The 17,555-nt window shown below is 49.3% G+C and carries 15 protein-coding genes and 1 pseudogene; 7 read left to right on the forward strand and 9 right to left on the reverse strand.

Features of this window, described 5'->3' with window-relative positions:
• Window positions 1-350: 350 nt before the first annotated feature.
• The 6 genes from NDI52_RS09445 to NDI52_RS09470 all read right to left on the reverse strand — a co-directional run bounded on the left by NDI52_RS09445 (window position 351) and on the right by NDI52_RS09470 (window position 7,354).
• Window positions 351-2,327: a hypothetical protein gene (locus tag NDI52_RS09445; protein ID WP_190774197.1), complete on the reverse strand. Its 1,977-nt coding sequence runs from the start codon at window positions 2,325-2,327 to the stop codon at window positions 351-353.
• A 396-nt stretch (window positions 2,328-2,723) separates the two neighbouring features.
• Window positions 2,724-3,035, reverse strand: coding sequence for a hypothetical protein (locus tag NDI52_RS09450; RefSeq protein ID WP_190774198.1), 312 nt, complete (start codon window positions 3,033-3,035; stop codon window positions 2,724-2,726).
• Between the two features lie 7 nt (window positions 3,036-3,042).
• Window positions 3,043-3,726 carry a glutathione S-transferase family protein gene (locus NDI52_RS09455; RefSeq protein ID WP_190774199.1) on the reverse strand — a complete coding sequence of 228 codons (684 nt, stop codon included), beginning with the start codon at window positions 3,724-3,726 and terminating at the stop codon, window positions 3,043-3,045.
• 455 nt (window positions 3,727-4,181) lie between these two features.
• Window positions 4,182-4,526: a DUF805 domain-containing protein gene (locus NDI52_RS09460; RefSeq protein WP_190774200.1), complete on the reverse strand. Its 345-nt coding sequence runs from the start codon at window positions 4,524-4,526 to the stop codon at window positions 4,182-4,184.
• A gap of 173 nt (window positions 4,527-4,699) precedes the next feature.
• Window positions 4,700-5,362, reverse strand: a complete 663-nt coding sequence (locus tag NDI52_RS09465; RefSeq protein ID WP_190774201.1) for a hypothetical protein — start codon at window positions 5,360-5,362, stop codon at window positions 4,700-4,702.
• 249 nt (window positions 5,363-5,611) lie between these two features.
• Window positions 5,612-7,354, reverse strand: a complete 1,743-nt coding sequence (locus NDI52_RS09470; RefSeq protein ID WP_190774202.1) for an ABC-F family ATP-binding cassette domain-containing protein — start codon at window positions 7,352-7,354, stop codon at window positions 5,612-5,614.
• A gap of 428 nt (window positions 7,355-7,782) precedes the next feature.
• On the opposite strand from NDI52_RS09470, the gene NDI52_RS09475 reads away from it, so the two are divergent.
• The 3 genes and pseudogenes from NDI52_RS09475 to NDI52_RS09485 form a co-directional block, all read left to right on the forward strand.
• Window positions 7,783-9,213: a hypothetical protein gene (locus NDI52_RS09475; RefSeq protein WP_190774203.1), complete on the forward strand. Its 1,431-nt coding sequence runs from the start codon at window positions 7,783-7,785 to the stop codon at window positions 9,211-9,213.
• 246 nt (window positions 9,214-9,459) lie between these two features.
• Window positions 9,460-10,683 (forward strand): ISAzo13 family transposase, encoded by a 1,224-nt coding sequence (locus NDI52_RS09480; RefSeq protein ID WP_190774204.1) that lies wholly within the window; start codon window positions 9,460-9,462, stop codon window positions 10,681-10,683.
• A gap of 192 nt (window positions 10,684-10,875) precedes the next feature.
• Window positions 10,876-11,232: pseudogene (locus tag NDI52_RS09485) on the forward strand (GNAT family N-acetyltransferase); the annotation flags it as partial.
• Between the two features lie 218 nt (window positions 11,233-11,450).
• Here the strand turns inward: NDI52_RS09485 and NDI52_RS09490 are convergent.
• Complete coding sequence (locus NDI52_RS09490) at window positions 11,451-12,059, reverse strand: sporulation/spore germination protein (protein ID WP_190774206.1); 609 nt, start codon at window positions 12,057-12,059, stop codon at window positions 11,451-11,453.
• 170 nt (window positions 12,060-12,229) lie between these two features.
• Between NDI52_RS09490 and NDI52_RS09495 the strand changes: the two genes are divergently transcribed.
• From NDI52_RS09495 to NDI52_RS09505, 3 genes are read left to right on the forward strand one after another with little or no spacing between them, the layout of a single operon-like run.
• Window positions 12,230-13,255 carry an aspartate carbamoyltransferase catalytic subunit gene (locus NDI52_RS09495; protein WP_190774248.1) on the forward strand — a complete coding sequence of 342 codons (1,026 nt, stop codon included), beginning with the start codon at window positions 12,230-12,232 and terminating at the stop codon, window positions 13,253-13,255.
• On the forward strand, window positions 13,245-13,685 hold the full coding sequence (locus NDI52_RS09500) for a hypothetical protein (protein WP_242035978.1): 441 nt from the start codon (window positions 13,245-13,247) through the stop codon (window positions 13,683-13,685). The genes NDI52_RS09495 and NDI52_RS09500 overlap by 11 nt, the downstream gene beginning before the upstream one ends.
• A gap of 34 nt (window positions 13,686-13,719) precedes the next feature.
• The gene (locus NDI52_RS09505; protein ID WP_190774207.1) at window positions 13,720-14,217 is read left to right on the forward strand and encodes a molybdenum cofactor biosynthesis protein MoaE; all 498 of its coding nucleotides are present in this window, start codon (window positions 13,720-13,722) and stop codon (window positions 14,215-14,217) included.
• 16 nt (window positions 14,218-14,233) lie between these two features.
• On the opposite strand, the gene NDI52_RS09510 is transcribed toward NDI52_RS09505, so the two are convergent.
• Both NDI52_RS09510 and NDI52_RS09515 read right to left on the reverse strand, forming a co-directional pair.
• Window positions 14,234-14,617 (reverse strand): PIN domain-containing protein, encoded by a 384-nt coding sequence (locus NDI52_RS09510; RefSeq protein WP_190774208.1) that lies wholly within the window; start codon window positions 14,615-14,617, stop codon window positions 14,234-14,236.
• Window positions 14,607-14,834, reverse strand: coding sequence for a hypothetical protein (locus tag NDI52_RS09515; RefSeq protein WP_199308047.1), 228 nt, complete (start codon window positions 14,832-14,834; stop codon window positions 14,607-14,609). The genes NDI52_RS09510 and NDI52_RS09515 overlap by 11 nt, the downstream gene beginning before the upstream one ends.
• A gap of 116 nt (window positions 14,835-14,950) precedes the next feature.
• Here NDI52_RS09515 and NDI52_RS09520 point away from each other — a divergent pair, with 116 nt between their 5' ends.
• Window positions 14,951-17,527 (forward strand): COR domain-containing protein, encoded by a 2,577-nt coding sequence (locus tag NDI52_RS09520; protein WP_348256389.1) that lies wholly within the window; start codon window positions 14,951-14,953, stop codon window positions 17,525-17,527.
• Window positions 17,528-17,555 lie beyond the last annotated feature (28 nt).

Below are 17,555 nucleotides of genomic sequence, written 5' to 3' on the forward strand. Positions count from 1 at the left end.
AAGGTTGGAAAAAGTAGAATTTCAGTTGTTTCTAACGCTTTAATTTACAGCCAGTACTGTGATTCGTGAGCGGCAAAGCGGACGCAACTGAGAAAGCTGACGAGCTGCAAAAGGCTCTCGTCAAGAACCTTTTGCAGCTCGTCCAACAAAAGTCACTCAACTCAGTTAACCCAGGACTTACGCAAGCCCGCTATCTGTAGTGTATTTGTGTTGTAGGTGGGGTGCTTCGCACCCCACCTACAACACAAATGCGTAAGTCCTGTAACCATAAACCCCAAAGTGCTGCGCCACTCGCATTGGGGGTGGCGCAGCACTTTGGGGTTAATTACGCCTACGTACTTGAGCGATGGTTAGGGCGTCGTTCCTCGCACCAAGTCTAAGGGACAAACATCTGAGCCCTTTAATTCAGGATTGCCATAGCCCATGTACCGAAGTGGGCCTGTAGGGCCATCGGAGGCTACAGGGTCATCTTCGGGTTTATCCAGAGGCGTCAGGTAATCGTGAGCAGCGGTACAGGCCGCCTCCAGAGAAGACCCGTTATTCCACAGCTCGGCCGCTTGACGAGCAGCTTCGGTGATGGGAGCGTCGGGGTAGGTGAGCCACAGCCAGCCCTGCCAGGTATCGACTTCATGGCGATCGCCCGCCATCATCCCCATCATCATTAAGCGGAAGGCAGCAAACTGACGACTGCTATCGTAAACACTCCCGGATGTATTCCACCAGAGGTCATTGCGCAACGACTCGTCATCAATCACCTGGCGGTAGAGGGCGCTCGCTCGCTCACGCCCACCTTGAGCCATACGGTAGTTTGCCTCATACAGCAAATGGAACCGATAGTCGCTGTAGTCCCAGTAGGTGTCGTAATGGGTCATGCCAGTACCATTCCAGGACCAAACTTCCATGCGAGGGCGCTGCAATCCCGCTCCTGCACTGCTGATCACCCCGCCATGAAGCACCAGGTCAGGGCGACCATCTCCGTTCTCATCTCGGGAAGGGCGCACTTCAGAAGCGGGCATGACAACGGAAAGACCTTCTGTTTCCAACGAAGGCGCTTGGGAGATCAAGGAGTGAATGGCTCCATCTCGGTAGCTCAAGACGGTGTAGCTCTGAGTACAGGTGTGAGCCCCGCACATCTGGCGTTGTAGCAGAATTTCGGGGGCTCCATCCCCGGTGTAGTCTTGAAGCGCGACGATTTGAGGCGCACTCAAGGAGAACTCCCGTGAGAGGGGAATGGGGTTTTCCTCTGAGCTAGCCCGGAAGTAATCTTCGGGCTCAAAGAAGCGGTGGAGGAGGCGATCGCTATCACCAATGATCCAGAAATCTCCTGACCGTCCCCAGGGCAACGGATTGGGGTCAAGACGAATGGTCAAGAGCCACTCATCCCGACCATCCCCATTCAAATCCATGACCTGAAAATCTTCGGGACCGCTTTGCCAATCTGCCGCTTGCAGGGCAGCCTGTACCTCAGCGGGGTCACTGCCCTGCTGCCAGTGTTCCCGCAGCCATGTGACTAGCGCTTCTGTGGGAATTCGCTCCTGTACCGCCCCAGTGTTGATGTTACGGCGATCCTGGGTATCTAACCAGACTTGCAACTCAGCACTGTTCATCTTGGTCGGAATGGCTCTGGTGCTTGGGTCTTCAGGTCGTGGATTTAATCGCACATCGGTGCCATCGCTGTTGAGATGGAAGACCCAGGTGGGGGCTGTTGCGGTGGCTTCACCCCGTTGAACCTGAGCACGCCACCCTAAAATGCCCATGTCCTGGCACACCTGCGCGGCTGAAATAACGATGCCCATACAACCATCCCAGGTACGGGGCTCTGAAGAGAGCACGCCCAGCTCCGATACGGGAACGTTGAGTTGGCGGGCAGCTTCAGCGAGAAGGCGATCGCGCACCGAAGGCGGCAATACATCAGGCCGCTCAACCCGGCGGATGGTCTGGCCGCTTGCATCGGTGCGATAGAACCAGCTCCGTTCGCCGTTGGTGACTTCCATCTGCCAACCTTCTACCGTCGCTGCCAGGCATAGTTCTGCTGGGCCACCTAAACCCAAACATCCATCCGTCCAGGTTTCCCGGCTAAAGCGCTGAATTTGTAGGTTTCGGCGCGCTAATCCAATGTCGCGGGAAGCGGTGCGTAGTACCCGGTTTACGAGCATTTGGGGAGGAATGTGGGACGTGTCACCGATAGCTGGAGGTGAAGAGGTTGTGAGGTTAGGGTTGGCAAAAGCTTCTGGGGCTTCGGCAACACCCCCTACCAGCAGGGTTAGCGACAACAACAGAGCAGAAGCTTGGGGCCAGCGAGCAACAGGAAGTCCACGGCGTACCATCGTTTCAATTCCTTTTGATGAATGCGTTAGATCGACTAAGGGGCAGGAGTGATGTACTCCGATTTCACCTTAACCAGTCATTTGAGCTGCATGGCTCTCGTTACACATTCAGATACATGCAATCAATAGAGCAGTATGCAAGCACGTCAAGTACACAGGGGATAGGATGTGCAATACCACACCCCCCATTCCTGGGTACTTACAGTGCTTTTTAAGTGCTTAAAATCTGGTTGTTTTTGCGAGAGCTGCGCTCCGCGTGGCTCTCACAAAAGCAACCGTGACTGATTCGAGCGCAAAGCGTTGTAAAGAATTTGCACCGCGCTATAGACGCATCGTTGGTTGTGGAAAGGGAGCTAGCAACTGCTTCACAACCACATATTGGAAACACGGCCTGTTTTAGGGAATGATTGGCAACACGAATCGCAATGCTTTACGAATACGCAGCAGCGTGACGAGTTGTGCAATCTGCCCGGTAACAATGCCGGGAGCATTGAGGTTAGCATCTGTTGCCGCATCCTGTTCGGCGTACTCACGGGCGGAGAGCAATTCGCCATCTTCAGGCGATCGCCCCTCCAGCACAATTTGTGTCCGTAACACTTCTTCGGGAATATCGTCTGGGGGTGGCAGGGCCACTGCTGGCGTGAGGGGAAGGGCAATCGATAAACCGAGGAGGGATAGGCAAAGGCGAGAAGCAGTGGCTTTAGACATAGCGCAATTAGACGGATAGAGAATCGGTTTCTAATCCAGGGGGAAGGGGTTCATGGCAGCGTTCATGCACTTCGATGATACGCGCAAACAGCCAAGGGTAGTTCTGACGATAGTAAGGTAATCGGGCCAAAGGGCTGAGTAGAGCGGCTGCGGTGAGGTCGGCTGCGGTGAAGCGATCGCCTACTAGATACGCTTTCTCCCACCGTTGGAGTGCGTCGAGGGCGTTGGCAAGGCGATCGCTCGCCAACGTGACCCGCGCTGGGGTCATGCCATACTGCTTGCGCACTATCTGAATAACGGCCTGGCTCGCCAGGGATGGATCGAGTGCTTTACCTTCTCCAGATCGGTAGTCGTAGTACACAAACCGCGTGGCCACTCCAATACTTTCGTCGAGCCAATCTTCTAGCAAATTGACTTCATTGCGCAGGTTTGGTTCCGTTGGGAATAGCGGTGGGTCAGGTTGGTAGCGATCGAGGAAGGTGAGGATGTGGGTGGAGTCGGCGATCGCCTCGACCTCTCCCGGCACTTCGGGGAGCAGTACTGGCGTTGTGGTTAATCCCGTGAGGGGTCGTAGCTTCAAGGCATGGATGCCTGGAGTTAAGTTCTCAACCCGGTAGGAGATACCCTTATAACCCAAGGCCAAACGAGCTTTACGACAGTAATGAGAGGTGCTGAATTGAAGCAACAACATGTAGCGATCCTTTGTAGTATCTAAAGGGTTTCCACCCCTGCATAGAGCAATTTTGCATGCCGCGAAGGTTTAGACAGATCGTTTTTTCCGTTGTTTGTCCACTGTTGCTCCTGATGAAACTTGCATAACTTATGTCTCCCGAAGCACAAGAATTTCTAGGTGCATTCGTATCAGAGTCCTTCTATTATTGGGCTTCCGTCTTCATGTTAAGTATCGACGGGTGAAGCGATCGCGTCCCTAGTTTAAACTATCCAGGGCGTAAGCTTTGTTCTCATTGGGTACTTCTATTGGATCTGTGGTGTTATACACGTTTATTAAGCGTGTAACACCACTTTCAACCGAATTTGATATAAGTTCTGACATCTCAAAGTTGACCAAAAAAAGTTGCGTACACCAAGCGTACGCAACTTTTTTAAGCGACTATATCGCGATATAGGCCAAACGTGACAATATTGTTAGCCGTACTGATTGGTTCCAGGTTGGCTATCACCGACCAGAAAAAACAGCACAACCAAAGGGCCAATGAGAGGGACTAAGACCAGAAGAAGCCACCATCCACTACGACCTGTATCGTGAAGTCGTCTAACTGTAACAGCAGTGCCTGGAATAAATACAGCCAGTGAATAAAGGCCACCCAGGACCCCCAACCCCCCCTCAATGGTCAAGCCTAAGACCCCATCAATAATACCCAGTCCAAGGGAAATCAGAAAGTTAAATAGAACAAAGTACCAATACTCTCTACGTCGGGCTCGTCCACTTATAACGGCGTACTTTTGGAGAGCTGTCAAATACCACTCCATATAGAAATCCTCGTCAAGTTATGTAGATGAGCGTGTAGCTAGCTCATCAATTTAGTAGTCACTTGCTAAGACTACAAAGGAGATATAGGTCATTCCAGATTGATCCGTTTCACAGGCTTGTGTAGTTTTTTTAATGGTGCAGATTTAACCGCGCACCCATTCATGCAGGCAGTCTATAGATCTAAGCCCTGCTTGGGTTTATTGACTCGTAACCATTCAACTAATCTGTCCAATATTTCTAAGTCTTGTTCCTTTTTTAGGGGAGGTGGGGTGGAGGCGATCGCCCTCACATTCTCCTCAACCGTTGAGGACTGAACAAACTGAACCCTCTCCGGAAAAAGCTGTTGAAATGCTTTGAAATATTGAAGTTGTGGGCTCGCGAATTGTTCGTATCGTTGAACCTTTGCCTCAATTTTGGCATCATCCTGGTTTAAAGCCCGCCCTCGTTCATATTCCCGTTGTCGCCGTTCTTCAGGGCTTGTCCATAAGATAAAATACACATCCGGAAAGCCAAGTCTGCCAGCTACGATTTGTTCTTGGTAAAAAGCTTCTGCTGCTTCAAGAGGTGTCCACGGCTCGTCGGGATAAATCCAGCTAAACCAGAGAGGTTGGAACAAATCCCCGTCAAAGAGAATGCGGTCACAGTTTTTGACTTGTCGCAAACCCACTTCCCATCGGGCAACTTGTCGATTCAAATACCACTGTTCAGGCTCATTCTGAGGACGGGCAAAGAGCTTGTTCACCTCAGGCACCACAAAGACTTGATGTTGCTTCACCAAAGCCTGGGATGTTGTGGATTTGCCAACGGCAGGCGCACCTTCGAGAGCTATGAGCATTGGGAGCCGTCCTTATGGAAGGTTTGAATCTCTAAGTTCTTCAATGCAGTATGAGCCATTTCCGAACGGCAAGGTTTCGGTCCATAGCGGTTTAAGGACAGAAACGGTGTTGTGGGGGGCTACGCGCCCCACAACACCATAAACCCGCACAGCGCTATATGCATTAGCTAAATTCGCTGACTTAGAAAAACCTAAAAACCCGGTGTTTTTAAAGCACCGGGTTTCTATCATCCAGTTACTCAAACAGGGTTACTTACCCTTTTTTTCAGCTTTAGCCGCCGTTTTAGCTTCCTTCTTTTCCTTTTCCTTTTGCTTTTGTTTTTCGCGTTTGGCAGCAGCTTTAGCGGCTTCTTCGGCGGCGATCGCTGCCAACTTCACCGCTTCTTTCTCCTCAGCAATCTTGTCGAGGTAGTAGTGATAGTCGCCCCGGAACAGCTTCAATTCTCCATCCCGAATTTCAACAATTTTGTTGGCAACCTGGGAGATGAAATAACGGTCGTGGGACACAATCAACACGGTGCCATCGTAGTTGCAAATAGCCTCTTCCAACATTTCCTTGGCTGGAATATCCAGGTGGTTGGTAGGCTCGTCCAGAATGAGCAGGTTGGCGGGTTGCAGCAGCATTTTGGCTAAAGCCAAACGTGCCTTTTCCCCTCCACTCAAGGCTTTCACCTGCTTGAATACCGAATCGCTGCTGAACAGAAATCGTCCCAATAGGGTACGAACTTCCTCGTTCTTCCAGTCGGGCACTTCGTCGTGGATAGTGTCCAGCACCGTCTTTTCCAGATCCAGCGCTTCGGCCTGGTTCTGCTCAAAGTAGCCAGGGATGATGTTGTGGGTGCCCTGTTTTACTGCGCCTTCAGTGGGTTGCTCCATGCCCATAATCAGACGGAGCAGAGTGGATTTGCCTGCACCGTTGGGGCCGAGGAAGGCGATGCGATCGCCCCGCTCAATTAATAAATTCGTGCCTAAAAACAGGATTTTGTCGTCGTAGGTGTGGGTCATGTCCTCAATCATGACCACCTCGCGCCCGCCACGGGGTGCCGGAGGAAAGCGGAAATGTAGTGTCCGCACATCTCCGACAGGAGCCTCGATCCGTTCGATTTTATCCAGTTGCTTCTCGCGGCTCTTGGCCTGGGTGCTACGGGTGGCACTGGCTCGGAACTTGTCTACGAATGCCTGTTGTTTTTCGAGTTCCTTTTGCTGTCCTTCGTAGGCAGCTAGTTGAGCCTGACGATTCTCTTCTTTTTGCTGAAGGTAGGAGCTATAGTTGCCCAGGTAGGTCGTGGAAACACCGCGCTCGGTTTCCACAATCTGCGTGCAGAGGCGATCGAGGAATTCCCGGTCGTGGGAGACGATCACCATGGGGGTGTCAATTCCCTTCAGATAAACTTCCAGCCACTCAATAGTTTCCAGATCCAGGTGGTTTGTCGGCTCGTCCAGTAGCAGAATGTCGGGAGTTTGCAGCAGGATTTTGCCCAAGCTCATCCGCATTTGCCATCCGCCACTGAAGGCACTGACGAGGCGATCGCCATCCTCTGACTCAAAGCCCAGCTCGGGCATGATCTTCTCAATCTCGGCATCCAGCGCATAGCCGTTCAATGCTTCAAACTGCCGCTGTAGCTTATCCAGTTTGTGAATCAGCTTGTCCAATGTGTCGGGGTCGGCGGTTTCCATATCCCGCTGCACCTGCATCAGAGATTCATGGACATCGTTGGCTTCCGCAAAGGCCCGCCAAAATTCTTCCCGCACGGTACGGCAGGGATCGACCTCAAACTCCTGGGTCAGGTGAGCAATCTTCAGGCTGGCGGGACGGATGATTTCGCCACTCGTCGGTTCCTCTTCCCCAGCAATAATCCGCAGTTGAGTGGATTTGCCTGCACCGTTGACCCCGACCAGGCCGATGCGATCGCCCGGTTTCACTTCCCAGTTGACGTCCTTGAGCACTTCGCCCGTCGGGTAAATTTTGCTGATATGTTCCAGTCGCAGCATGAAGGCTCCAGGGTGGGAATTTGTAGATTTGTGAACGGAGATCTTTCCTATTATATAGGGGTGTGTGGGTAGATGAGTAGATGGGTGCTGCCTGGCTTACAGAAGGGCTACTGCTTCGTAAGAGCGCCTACGTGAGAGGAGGGTTAGGGCGATCGGAGCGGTTGTCAATACTCGTCGAAAAATATAAGGAAGGTTTTTCGCTATCTTATGATCACGGAATAAAAAGTTTCTTACGATTTAACCAAATCGGGATAATAGGCAGAAGTTTTGTTCCCGATCTCTCTAAATAAAGTAGCTCGGCGGGAAGTTTCTCACGATCGCCCCAATCTGGTTAATATGCATAAGCCTCCCCTCGATCCCTTAAATTTTGATGATAGGCCGAAAGCTTTAGCCTACTCAATTGTTAGGTGTAATAAACACGTTGTTTCATGTTAACCAAATTCCTCACTAAGGTTGAAGAAATTGGCTTTAAAGCTACTATTCAGGAGAATGGTAACATTAGTATTTTTTTGGAGTGTTGTCCTTCATGGCGAATTTCGCTATACCTTATGGATGATGGCACTTACTTTCCACTAATCTACTTGAGACAAATACGCATTGAAGAGGTTACTGACCTACACGAAATTATTCCGACAGTTTTTGCAGGGATAGTGAAAAGCAAAGGCTATTGTTCCTTTAGATTTCTAGGTGAGCACAACGATTTTAGTGGAATAGAGGACGAATTATATGGGATGTATCTCTTTCCTGCGCAACCCTTTAATGAGCGAATACGCCCAGGCTATAAGCAAGACTTAGAAGTCTTTTTAGGGATTCTTGACCTTCTGTTTGTCTATCATCTATTTCAAGGAGATGTCCTTGGTTGTCTTGAGAGCGCAGAAGAAGACTTTTCTTTTGAATCACCGGAGCTCAATGAATGGGTAGATAAAATTACATCTGTTTTAGGGAACAAAATTTCTTATGTAGCCAATGTTCGCAAAAACCCTGACTGGTTTTATTTTAGAAGCTTTTCTGAGGAGTTGTCTGTTTGTCAAAGTCCACACATAGCGAAGCTTCTGAAGCAACTTTACTCTAATAATGAAAGTAATATTAAACGTTTAAATGGAGTTTGTGCGAAAATAGAATTATTTAGAAATCTAAGTAATGCAATTTCATATCAGCATGAAGACCTAGCCCATAAAATTTTTATTTCTCTTAACGATGCAACAGAAACGATTGCGATATCACAAGAAAACCAGCTATTGTTTGTTTCTGATTTGCATTTAGTAATTAAACACGCAAATAGTGGTTTCCTCGGTGTTGCAGAGGAAAAAGAGCTCATATGGAAGCGGCAGCAGCAAGAAATAGAACTCTTGTTTGGTGATAGAAAAATCGAGTGGAGGATAAAAACAAGGGAAGATAGCGCTGTATTTGAAGATCTTGTTCTAGAGTTGCTAAACCGTGAACCCTATATCTTCTCAGTTAAGAAAGTAGCTCCTACCAATCAGAGTGATAACGGTCGAGACCTGATATGTGAGTACAATATGCGCTACGACGAACGTCAGGTTGAGAAAGGCGAGAGTTCAATTCAAATTGGAAAGATGATTGTTCAATGTAAAACTAATTTAAATAGCTCTAAACGTAGCTCAATTGGAAAAGCAGACGTAGATATAGCCAACACAATCTTTGACTATAGACCCGATGGCTATATGTTAGTTGTAAATACTCAAATTACAAGAGACCTAACAGAAATGCTAGAAAGGCAAAAGGACAGGAAGGAACAAAATAGAATTCTTTGGTGGAACTCGTTTGATTTGGAGGAAAGGCTAAGAAAAAACCCTGATATTCTTGCCAGGTACAAGAACATAGTTAGGTATTCGTAGATGGTTAAATGCTAGAGCGCTCGTTATCTGGTTGCTTAGTTTGGTGCCATGCAATTATTGACAGAGAGATGAAACTCTTGATGAAGACTTTATTTTAAGTTTAGGGGTTCAGCAGCAACCTAACAACCGCACTGTACCGGAACGTTTCGTTATGCTTAGGATTCTTAAATTAATAAGTTGCGTAACTACTTTGTTCAAGCAGGCATTGAATGATTAGGCTGAGGAAAGCGATGTTCAGCCTTTCCTATGATTTCCGATTCTGTAGTCAAGCAGATTGAGGAAAAGTATCATAACCTCAGTCTTTACCTCAACGAGCGCAGTCGTCGATTATGGGCGGCAACGGAAGCACGGGCTTTGGGCTATGGCGGTATCCTTGCTGTTCACCGAGCCACGGGTATCAGCCAAAACACTATTCGCGCTGGCCTGAAGGAGTTGGAACGAGAAGCAGAGGATTTACCCCCTAAGGAGCGCATTCGCCAGGTGGGGGGTGGACGCAAACGAGTAGAGGAACACACGCCGTCGATTTTAGAGGCCTTAGACCGATTGGTGGAACCCACCAGCCGAGGAGAACCCGAATCTCCCTTACGGTGGACGTGCAAAAGCGTCAATCACCTGGCAGACGCATTGCAGCAGCAAGGCTATCAGATTAGTGCCATGACGGTTTATACCCTACTGATTGAGATGGGCTACAGCTTGCAGAACAATCGCAAAACTCAAGAAGGCAAGCAACATCCGGATCGAGATGCGCAGTTTCACCACATTGCCCAACAAGTGGAAGCATTTCAAGGTCGGCACCGACCGGTGATCTCAATTGATACCAAGAAGAAGGAGAACCTGGGTCAATTCAAAAATGGTGGACAAGAATGGCAACCCAAAGGGGAACCCATTGCGGTTAAGACCCATGATTTTCCGAGTCAAAGCGAGGGTAAAGCGATTCCCTATGGCATTTATGACCTGACTCAGAACCAGGGATGGGTGAATGTCGGCATTGATCATGACACCGCAGAGTTTGCAGTTGAATCGATTCGACGTTGGTGGCAGCAACTTGGACAAACTCAATATGGCCGCAGTCGGCATCTATTGATTACGGCGGATTGTGGCGGGAGTAACGGCTATCGCAATCGATTGTGGAAGTTGAAGCTGCAGGAATTTGCGGATGAAACGGGCTTAACGCTGCATGTCTGTCATTTTCCACCGGGTACCAGCAAGTGGAACAAGATTGAGCACCGTTTATTTTGTCAGATCACGACGAACTGGAGAGGACAGCCATTAACCAGTTTAGAAACTGTGATTAACTTGATTAGCAATACCACGACTGGAACCGGCTTAGAAGTTCACGCTCAATTGGATGACAATCTCTATCCCACGGGTATTCAAGTGACGGATGAACAGTTCAATGCAATAGCCATTGAGCGGTGTCGATTTCATGGAGAATGGAACTACCGGATTGTGCCGCGAAAGACAGCTTAGTTAATTAAGTTATTTTTGTAAGGATCCTTAGCTAAGCTGCGAGGCTTATTTGCGTCCGATGAGCGCGGCCGTTAACACGGCTTAAGTTTGTGCGGTAGCAATCGGTTTCAGAGAATTTGTAAAAGTCAAAGTGATTTGGAGAATTGGGTAGGAGCAGCATCATTTGAATTGTTGGTCAGGTTTAAACCAAAAATGATGAAAATTGCTGAAATGGCCATTAATCATTACGATGATGTTCTAGACTTAATGCAACAAGTTCCAGGGGTGTCAGTTCGTTCGGCTGATTCAAAAGAAGCGACAGCCCGCTACCTTGAACGTAATCGGGGATTAAGCTTTGTAGCTCTAGACGGCGATCGCATAATTGCCTGTGCAATGTGTGGGCACGATGGTCGGCGTGGATATTTACAACACGTGATCGTTTTACCTGAGTATCGGAACCGTGGAATTGCATCAGCTCTCGTTGAACGCTGTCTATCAGAGCTGGAGTCTATCGGTATCTTTAAGACCCATATTGATGTTTTTGTTGATAATGACCTGGCAAATGAGTATTGAGTGCGACGGGGTTGGGTGAAGCGCGATGACATCAACCGTTATTCTTTCAACCGTAGTTTAAACCCAAGCGTGTAAAGTCAGTAATCCTCAAACCAGTTCCCCGTCTTTCAGAAAAACGGGGAACTGGTTTGAGGATTACAAGGGCTAGATCCCCGTTCTTTCCAGAAAAAACTGGGGATCTAGTCTTTGACATGCATCAATCTTCCAAAATCGATCTACAAAGCAATTTCCTCGCCCCGTTCGGTAAAGCGAACATCGGTAATGTTCCAGTCAGGGTTTTTGACGAGCGTTTCCCTCAGGCTACCGAAGAGAGCGAACTGCTCGCAGGCGGAGAGAGACACTAGCTTGCGCTGGGAGTTGGGGTTCATACGTAAATCCACCGTGGCGACGCGGGTATTGGGATCAACGGTCACTCGGTAGCCCGAGAGGTCGAAGTCACCACTGCCCTGATTTTCGAGAACTTTGCCCACCGCCCCTTCTAAGGGGCGATCGCCCGCCACCTGTACCTGCTGGGGCTCAAAATTCACACACTGGTCATCGGACTTGTAGACCGTCACTGTCACCGAGTTGGCCGAGTTGGTGGATTGCCCCGTAGCGGGAGTCTCGCTCGAAGACCCAGGGCTGGCGGCAGGGCTGGCAGCACTACCTGGAGCATTGGGAGAAGGACTGGCACTGCGGGAACCATTGGGAGCGAGGGTCAAATTGTCTGTCGGTGACCCGGTTCTGGGAGTTTCAGCGGTATTGTTGCGGCAACTGGCGAGGCTGATGCAGAGACTCAAAGCCACCATCAGTGCAGAAAGAGATTTATAGTTGATCCGGTTCATGGCACAATCCTGTGGGCTTGCGGTAGCCCTGAAGTTGGAATTAAGCGAAGACAAACCCCATCGGGTGTTCTCAAGATCGTTCGGATGGGGTGGGTAGTCGTCCGGATTCTAATCATGGCGAAGTAAGAAAAGGATTGCAAGTTGTGCCAGTTATTTCTCCTGAAGCAGATATGGTAACGACAACCTGGAATCGGCGGCACGTCTTGTCTCTTGAAGATTTTACCCCCGAAGAATACGACACAGTTCTACAAACGGCTGCCAGTTTCCAGGAAGTCCTGTCCCGCCGTACCAAAAAGGTGCCGGCCTTACAGGGGCAGGTGATTACGAATATGTTCTTTGAGTCCTCTACCCGCACCCGCAGCAGCTTTGAGCTAGCAGCCAAGCGGCTTTCAGCAGACGTACTCAACTTTGCCCCAGGTAGCTCCTCCCTGTCCAAGGGCGAAACTATTCTGGATACAGCCAAGACCTATCTGGCGATGGGCACCGACATGATGGTGATTCGCCACAAGGAGTCGGGCGTGCCTCAGGCGATCGCCGAGGAAATGGATCGCCTCAAAACCAACGTCGGCGTCCTCAACGCTGGGGATGGCCAGCACGAACACCCCTCTCAGGCGTTGCTGGATCTGTTCACCCTCTGCACCCTGATCAACCCCAAATCTCCGCGCCTCTCCATGCTGGCCGGGAAAAAGATTGCGATCGTGGGCGACATCCTCCACTCCCGCGTAGCCCGCTCGAATATCTGGAGCCTCACAGCAGCGGGAGCCGAGGTACACCTGGCGGGGCCACCTACCCTGCTGCCGGAGTGGTTCAAGGGTTTTGTGGAGAATGCCAATACAGTTCATCCAGAAGTGCCGCGATCGCTCCATTTCCACTGGCACCTGGAACCGGCCCTGCGCGATGCTGATTACGTCATGACCCTGCGCCTCCAACGGGAGCGGATGACGAGCCATCTACTGCCCAGCCTGCGAGAGTATCACTTGCAGTTTGGGATCACGGGCGATCGCCTCAAACTCTGCAAACCCGACGTGAAAGTTCTCCACCCCGGCCCGGTCAATCGCGGCGTAGAAATCAGCTCCGAGTTGATGGATGACCCAGCTTTCAGCCTGATCTCCCAGCAGGTAACCAGTGGCGTTGCGGTGCGAATGGCGCTGCTGTACCTTATGGGAAGTGGGCGCACGGTGAAGGATGAAGGCTGACGAAGTAAGGCAGGAGGCCGAGGGCACAGGGCAGAAGATGGAGGATGAGGCTACTTCATCCACATCTTTGTCGCGCTGGCTCAAACGCCTGCGGGGTGGATTTTGGGTCGGATTGGGGTTTATGCTGTCACCTCTGTCCTGGTGGAACGACCTGTTCTTTAATTTGCCGATCGCTTATGGGTTTGGCTACCTGGTGCGGTTCTTCGCGCCTGAGTGGTTTTTGCCTGCTACCGTGGTAGGGTACTGGCTCTCAAATGTGCTGGGCATACTGATGATGCAGTTCGGCGCGACAGATGTTTTGTTTGAGAATCGGGAGCGTAACCTGAAGAAGGATGTGCTGATGGGGGTTGGAACATCAACCCTTTATACTCTGGCGGTGGTGGCATTGGTTTACTTCCATGTTCTAGAAACGCCTCAGCTTTTCCCCTAGATCCTCAATCCCTATTCACGCGAATTTTAGAACCATGAATCTGGCTGCAACCCTCTCGTCCGCCTTTCCTGACTCTAATCAAGGAAATCCAAATTTCTTGATGACCTCGGAGCCGTTGTCGCTGGACGCCATTTATCAGTTAGCCGATGACCCAGCGAATGGAGCTGTGGTGATAATGAGTGGGATGGTTCGCAACAATACCGATGGGCGATCGGTCGTTTGTTTGGAGTACCAGGCTTACGAGCCGATGGCGTTGCGAGTGTTTGAGCAAATTGCCGCCGAAATTCAACAGAAGTGGACGGATGTAACTCACGTGGCGATTCATCACCGGACTGGACGTTTAGGCATTGGCGAAATTAGTGTGCTGGTAGCGGTTGGGTGTCCTCATCGCTCAGAGGCGTTTGCGGCCTGCCAGTATGCAATCGATACCCTCAAGCACAATGCCCCTATCTGGAAAAAAGAACACTGGGAAGATGGGTCTTCCAGTTGGGTCAGTATTGGTGCTTGTGAGCAGCCTGGGGAGAGTTGTTAGGGAGGGCGATCGCCCTTTAAGGCAAAAAATCTACAACCGTTATCTCTTGAATCGTCTTTAACTGTTTATCAGCGGTAATCAAGCTAGCATTTGCCTGAATAGCCGTAGCTGCAATAATGACATCGGGCAAAGGAAGACGATAGGTTTGTCGCAGTTGGATGATCAAATCTATTAGATCAGGTTGTGCAGGATCTAATCCGAGCGTTTCAATCTGCTGAAGAAACTGGTTGAAAAGTTGGCGATCGCTCTCGGTTAACCCTGAAAACGACAGGAATTCAAGCTGACTGATAATTGATATCCCAATCCAATCACTACTTTGAAGCTGTTGCAGCACTTGCTGATTGCCCTGAAGTAAAGCAATCACCGCATTTGTATCGAGCAAGTACCGATTACCAGTCATCTCTCGATGCCCGTTGAGTGGCGATCGCATCCCCCTGCCATTGCAGTTTGCCAGCCAAGTTGGAAAAATCGTATTTGGGAGACGGAGCAGTTTGAGGTGCGGCAGGATTAATAACCAAAACCAACTCAACCTCACCGGGAGGTAAGGCGGTTGGTACATCTAGCCGAAGATGACCATTGGTGTCGATCTGTCCGATCAGAGTTAAGGTCTGCATCATGATTTTGGGGTTAGCGTGACGGGCGATCGCTCTCATACTGCCTTTATTCTATGCCTTGACCGAATTAGCAGAACAAGAGGCTATAACAGAGTCAGCAGAAAGCATAGTGAGAGAATATGGCGCGAGACGAAGCCTATCAGGAAGCAGAACGGCGAATTGAAGCAGCCTTTCAGGAAGGAGCTACGGAACTTGATTTGAGTGGACTGGGTTTGACGGAGGTGCCAGAGGCGATTGCCTCTCTCACCCAATTGCAATCGCTTAACCTCTCCAACAACGAATTGACGGAATTGAAGGCGATTGTATCTCTCACTCAGTTGCAAGAGCTTAACCTCTCGAACAACGAATTGACGGAATTGCCAGAGGCGATCGCATCCTTCACCCAGTTGCAAGAGCTTTACCTTATTGACAATCAATTGACGGAGCTACCGGAGGCGATCGTATCCCTCACCCAGTTGCAACTTCTTGAGCTCTCTGATAATCAATTTGTAGAATTACCAAACGTAATTGCTTCTCTCACCCAGCTAAAGACTCTTGTCCTTAATGCGAATAACCTGACCAGCCTACCAGAATGGATTTGCATACTTATACAATTAAAGCATTTAGCAGTTGGCGGCAACAAGCTTTCGTCGTTGCCAAATTCATTAAAAGAGCTTACAGAAATTGAACGGCTCTATATTTGGGGAAATCAGTTCAAGGTCGTACCGAAAGAGTTTAGTTATTTAAGTAAATTAAAAATTCTGAATCTTAGCTCTCTGGAGTTAATAAAGGTTCCTGAGCAAGTTGAAGAACTAGCAGAATTAAAGGTTCTTTTACTTAACGAAAATTATATTGTAGACCTGCCTATTTTTTTACATCAGCTCAAGCACTTAAACGAAGTTAAGCTTGATAATAATCCTCTGAATCCTGATATTGCTGCCGCTTACGAGCAAGGTACTGAAGCCGTCATGCAATATCTGAGGGCAAGGGCAGAGGGAGAGGTAATGCTGAATGAGGCAAAACTGATTTTGGTGGGTGAGGGTGAAGTCGGTAAGAGTTGCTTGTTGGGGGCGCTGCGGGGAGATGAATGGGTCGATGGTCGTCCTACGACTCATGGAATTGAAATTAAGCCTGTCATTGTCACTGCTTCTAGTAATGGAGCAGAAATTACACTGAATGGTTGGGATTTTGGGGGACAGCGGGTTTATCGTCCCACGCATCAGCTATTTTTTAGTTCCTCTGCGGTTTATCTGGTGGTGTGGAAGCCACGGGAGGGGCCACAGCAGGGGTTTGTCAAAGAGTGGATTATACTGATCAAGCATCGGGAGCCTGATGCAAAAGTGCTGGTGGTAGCAACTCATGGTGGCCCTGGACAGCGACAGCCGGATATTGATCGTCAGGAATTGGCTGACCTATTCGGCAGCGATACCATCGCGGGATTCTTTCATGTTGATAGCAAGCTGAATACAGGCATTGATGAATTGCAAGACGCAATTGCAAATGTTGCCGCTACCCTACCCGGCATGGGTCGCAAGGTTCCCACAAAATGGCAACACATTCGGGAATTGTTGGGAGAATCTGGCAAAACCCACTTGCCTTACAAAGACGTGATTGCCCTTTGTGAAGAACAGGGTCTTGAGGGCTTTGCTGCCGAACTGTTTGTTCGCGTATCTCATACTCTGGGATATTTGATCCATTACCACTACGACCCCATCCTGCAAGATATTGTCATCCTCAAGCCTGCTTGGTTAGCCAAAGCCATCAGCTTTGTCTTGGATGATGAAACGACTCGGTGCCGTAACGGATTGGTCGAGTTTGAGTATCTCAGCCAGTTGTGGAGCCATCCTCCCTTTGCAGGAGAAGAGGGTTATCCCAAAGCACTCCATCCGGTATTTCTGCGGCTAATGGAACGCTTCGATCTGTCCTATAAAGTTATCTTCGATCCAGCTTCTAGAGAAGAAAGCACTACCAGTCTGATTGCCCAACTGGTTCCTGACAATCGCCCTGAGCAATTGCTCAATTGGGGTGAACAACCAGACGAGGGAGACAGACAGCAGGTACAAATATGCCGCATCGTTGATGATCGCGGTCAGAGTGCCAATGCAGAAGGACTGTTTTACCAACTCATCGTTCGCTTACATAAATACTCGCTAGGACGTACTAACTATGAAAACAGCGTTCACTGGCAACGAGGCCTAATGCTCGATAACGATTACAACGGTCGAGCCTTGCTCGAACATATCAGCAACGATATTAGAATTACAGTCCGAGCTGCCTATCCGGAGTTCTTTCTCTATGAGCTGACTAAAGAAGTGAAGTGGCTCGTTGAGCATTTTTGGGAAGGACTACGGTGTGAGGTGATGGTGCCATGCATCGAACCTTGTGGAAAGGATCAACCAGGCATTGGACTATTTGAAGTGCAGAAATTAATTGAGAGCAGACGTCAGGGGATGCCGAAGTTTCCTTGCATGGTTTCTGGCTGTAATCAATGGCTGAATATTGATGATTTGATGCGAAATGCACCTACCTCCCGAAAGACTTCTACTGAACAAATGCTTGTTGAAGAACTAGGAACTGTCAGAAATAGGCTGGATAGTATTCGTAGAGACATACGTACTCTAGATAACAGGGAGCAACAACGATTTCAGGTACTTAATCCAGCCCTTTCAAGGTCGATTGAGCTATTTTTAACAATTCATAAAATCCTTCCCAGATGAGAATTACAGTCTTTTGAGTATGAGAATC

The organism is Leptolyngbya sp. PL-A3 (assembly GCF_039962325.1).
Classification (GTDB): Bacteria; Cyanobacteriota; Cyanobacteriia; order Elainellales; family Elainellaceae; genus Vacuolonema.

Excerpts from the sequence above, each read along its gene's own strand:
- NDI52_RS09445 (WP_190774197.1), bottom strand. The coding sequence starts at position 2,327 with ATGGTACGCCGTGGACTTCCTGTTGCTCGCTGGCCCCAAGCTTCTGCT.
- NDI52_RS09450 (WP_190774198.1), bottom strand. The coding sequence starts at position 3,035 with ATGTCTAAAGCCACTGCTTCTCGCCTTTGCCTATCCCTCCTCGGTTTA.
- NDI52_RS09455 (WP_190774199.1), bottom strand. The coding sequence starts at position 3,726 with ATGTTGTTGCTTCAATTCAGCACCTCTCATTACTGTCGTAAAGCTCGT.
- NDI52_RS09460 (WP_190774200.1), bottom strand. The coding sequence starts at position 4,526 with ATGGAGTGGTATTTGACAGCTCTCCAAAAGTACGCCGTTATAAGTGGA.
- NDI52_RS09465 (WP_190774201.1), bottom strand. The coding sequence starts at position 5,362 with ATGCTCATAGCTCTCGAAGGTGCGCCTGCCGTTGGCAAATCCACAACA.
- NDI52_RS09470 (WP_190774202.1), bottom strand. The coding sequence starts at position 7,354 with ATGCTGCGACTGGAACATATCAGCAAAATTTACCCGACGGGCGAAGTG.
- NDI52_RS09475 (WP_190774203.1), top strand. The coding sequence starts at position 7,783 with ATGTTAACCAAATTCCTCACTAAGGTTGAAGAAATTGGCTTTAAAGCT.
- NDI52_RS09480 (WP_190774204.1), top strand. The coding sequence starts at position 9,460 with ATGATTTCCGATTCTGTAGTCAAGCAGATTGAGGAAAAGTATCATAAC.
- NDI52_RS09490 (WP_190774206.1), bottom strand. The coding sequence starts at position 12,059 with ATGAACCGGATCAACTATAAATCTCTTTCTGCACTGATGGTGGCTTTG.
- NDI52_RS09495 (WP_190774248.1), top strand. The coding sequence starts at position 12,230 with ATGGTAACGACAACCTGGAATCGGCGGCACGTCTTGTCTCTTGAAGAT.
- NDI52_RS09500 (WP_242035978.1), top strand. The coding sequence starts at position 13,245 with ATGAAGGCTGACGAAGTAAGGCAGGAGGCCGAGGGCACAGGGCAGAAG.
- NDI52_RS09505 (WP_190774207.1), top strand. The coding sequence starts at position 13,720 with ATGAATCTGGCTGCAACCCTCTCGTCCGCCTTTCCTGACTCTAATCAA.
- NDI52_RS09510 (WP_190774208.1), bottom strand. The coding sequence starts at position 14,617 with ATGACTGGTAATCGGTACTTGCTCGATACAAATGCGGTGATTGCTTTA.
- NDI52_RS09515 (WP_199308047.1), bottom strand. The coding sequence starts at position 14,834 with ATGATGCAGACCTTAACTCTGATCGGACAGATCGACACCAATGGTCAT.
- NDI52_RS09520 (WP_348256389.1), top strand. The coding sequence starts at position 14,951 with ATGGCGCGAGACGAAGCCTATCAGGAAGCAGAACGGCGAATTGAAGCA.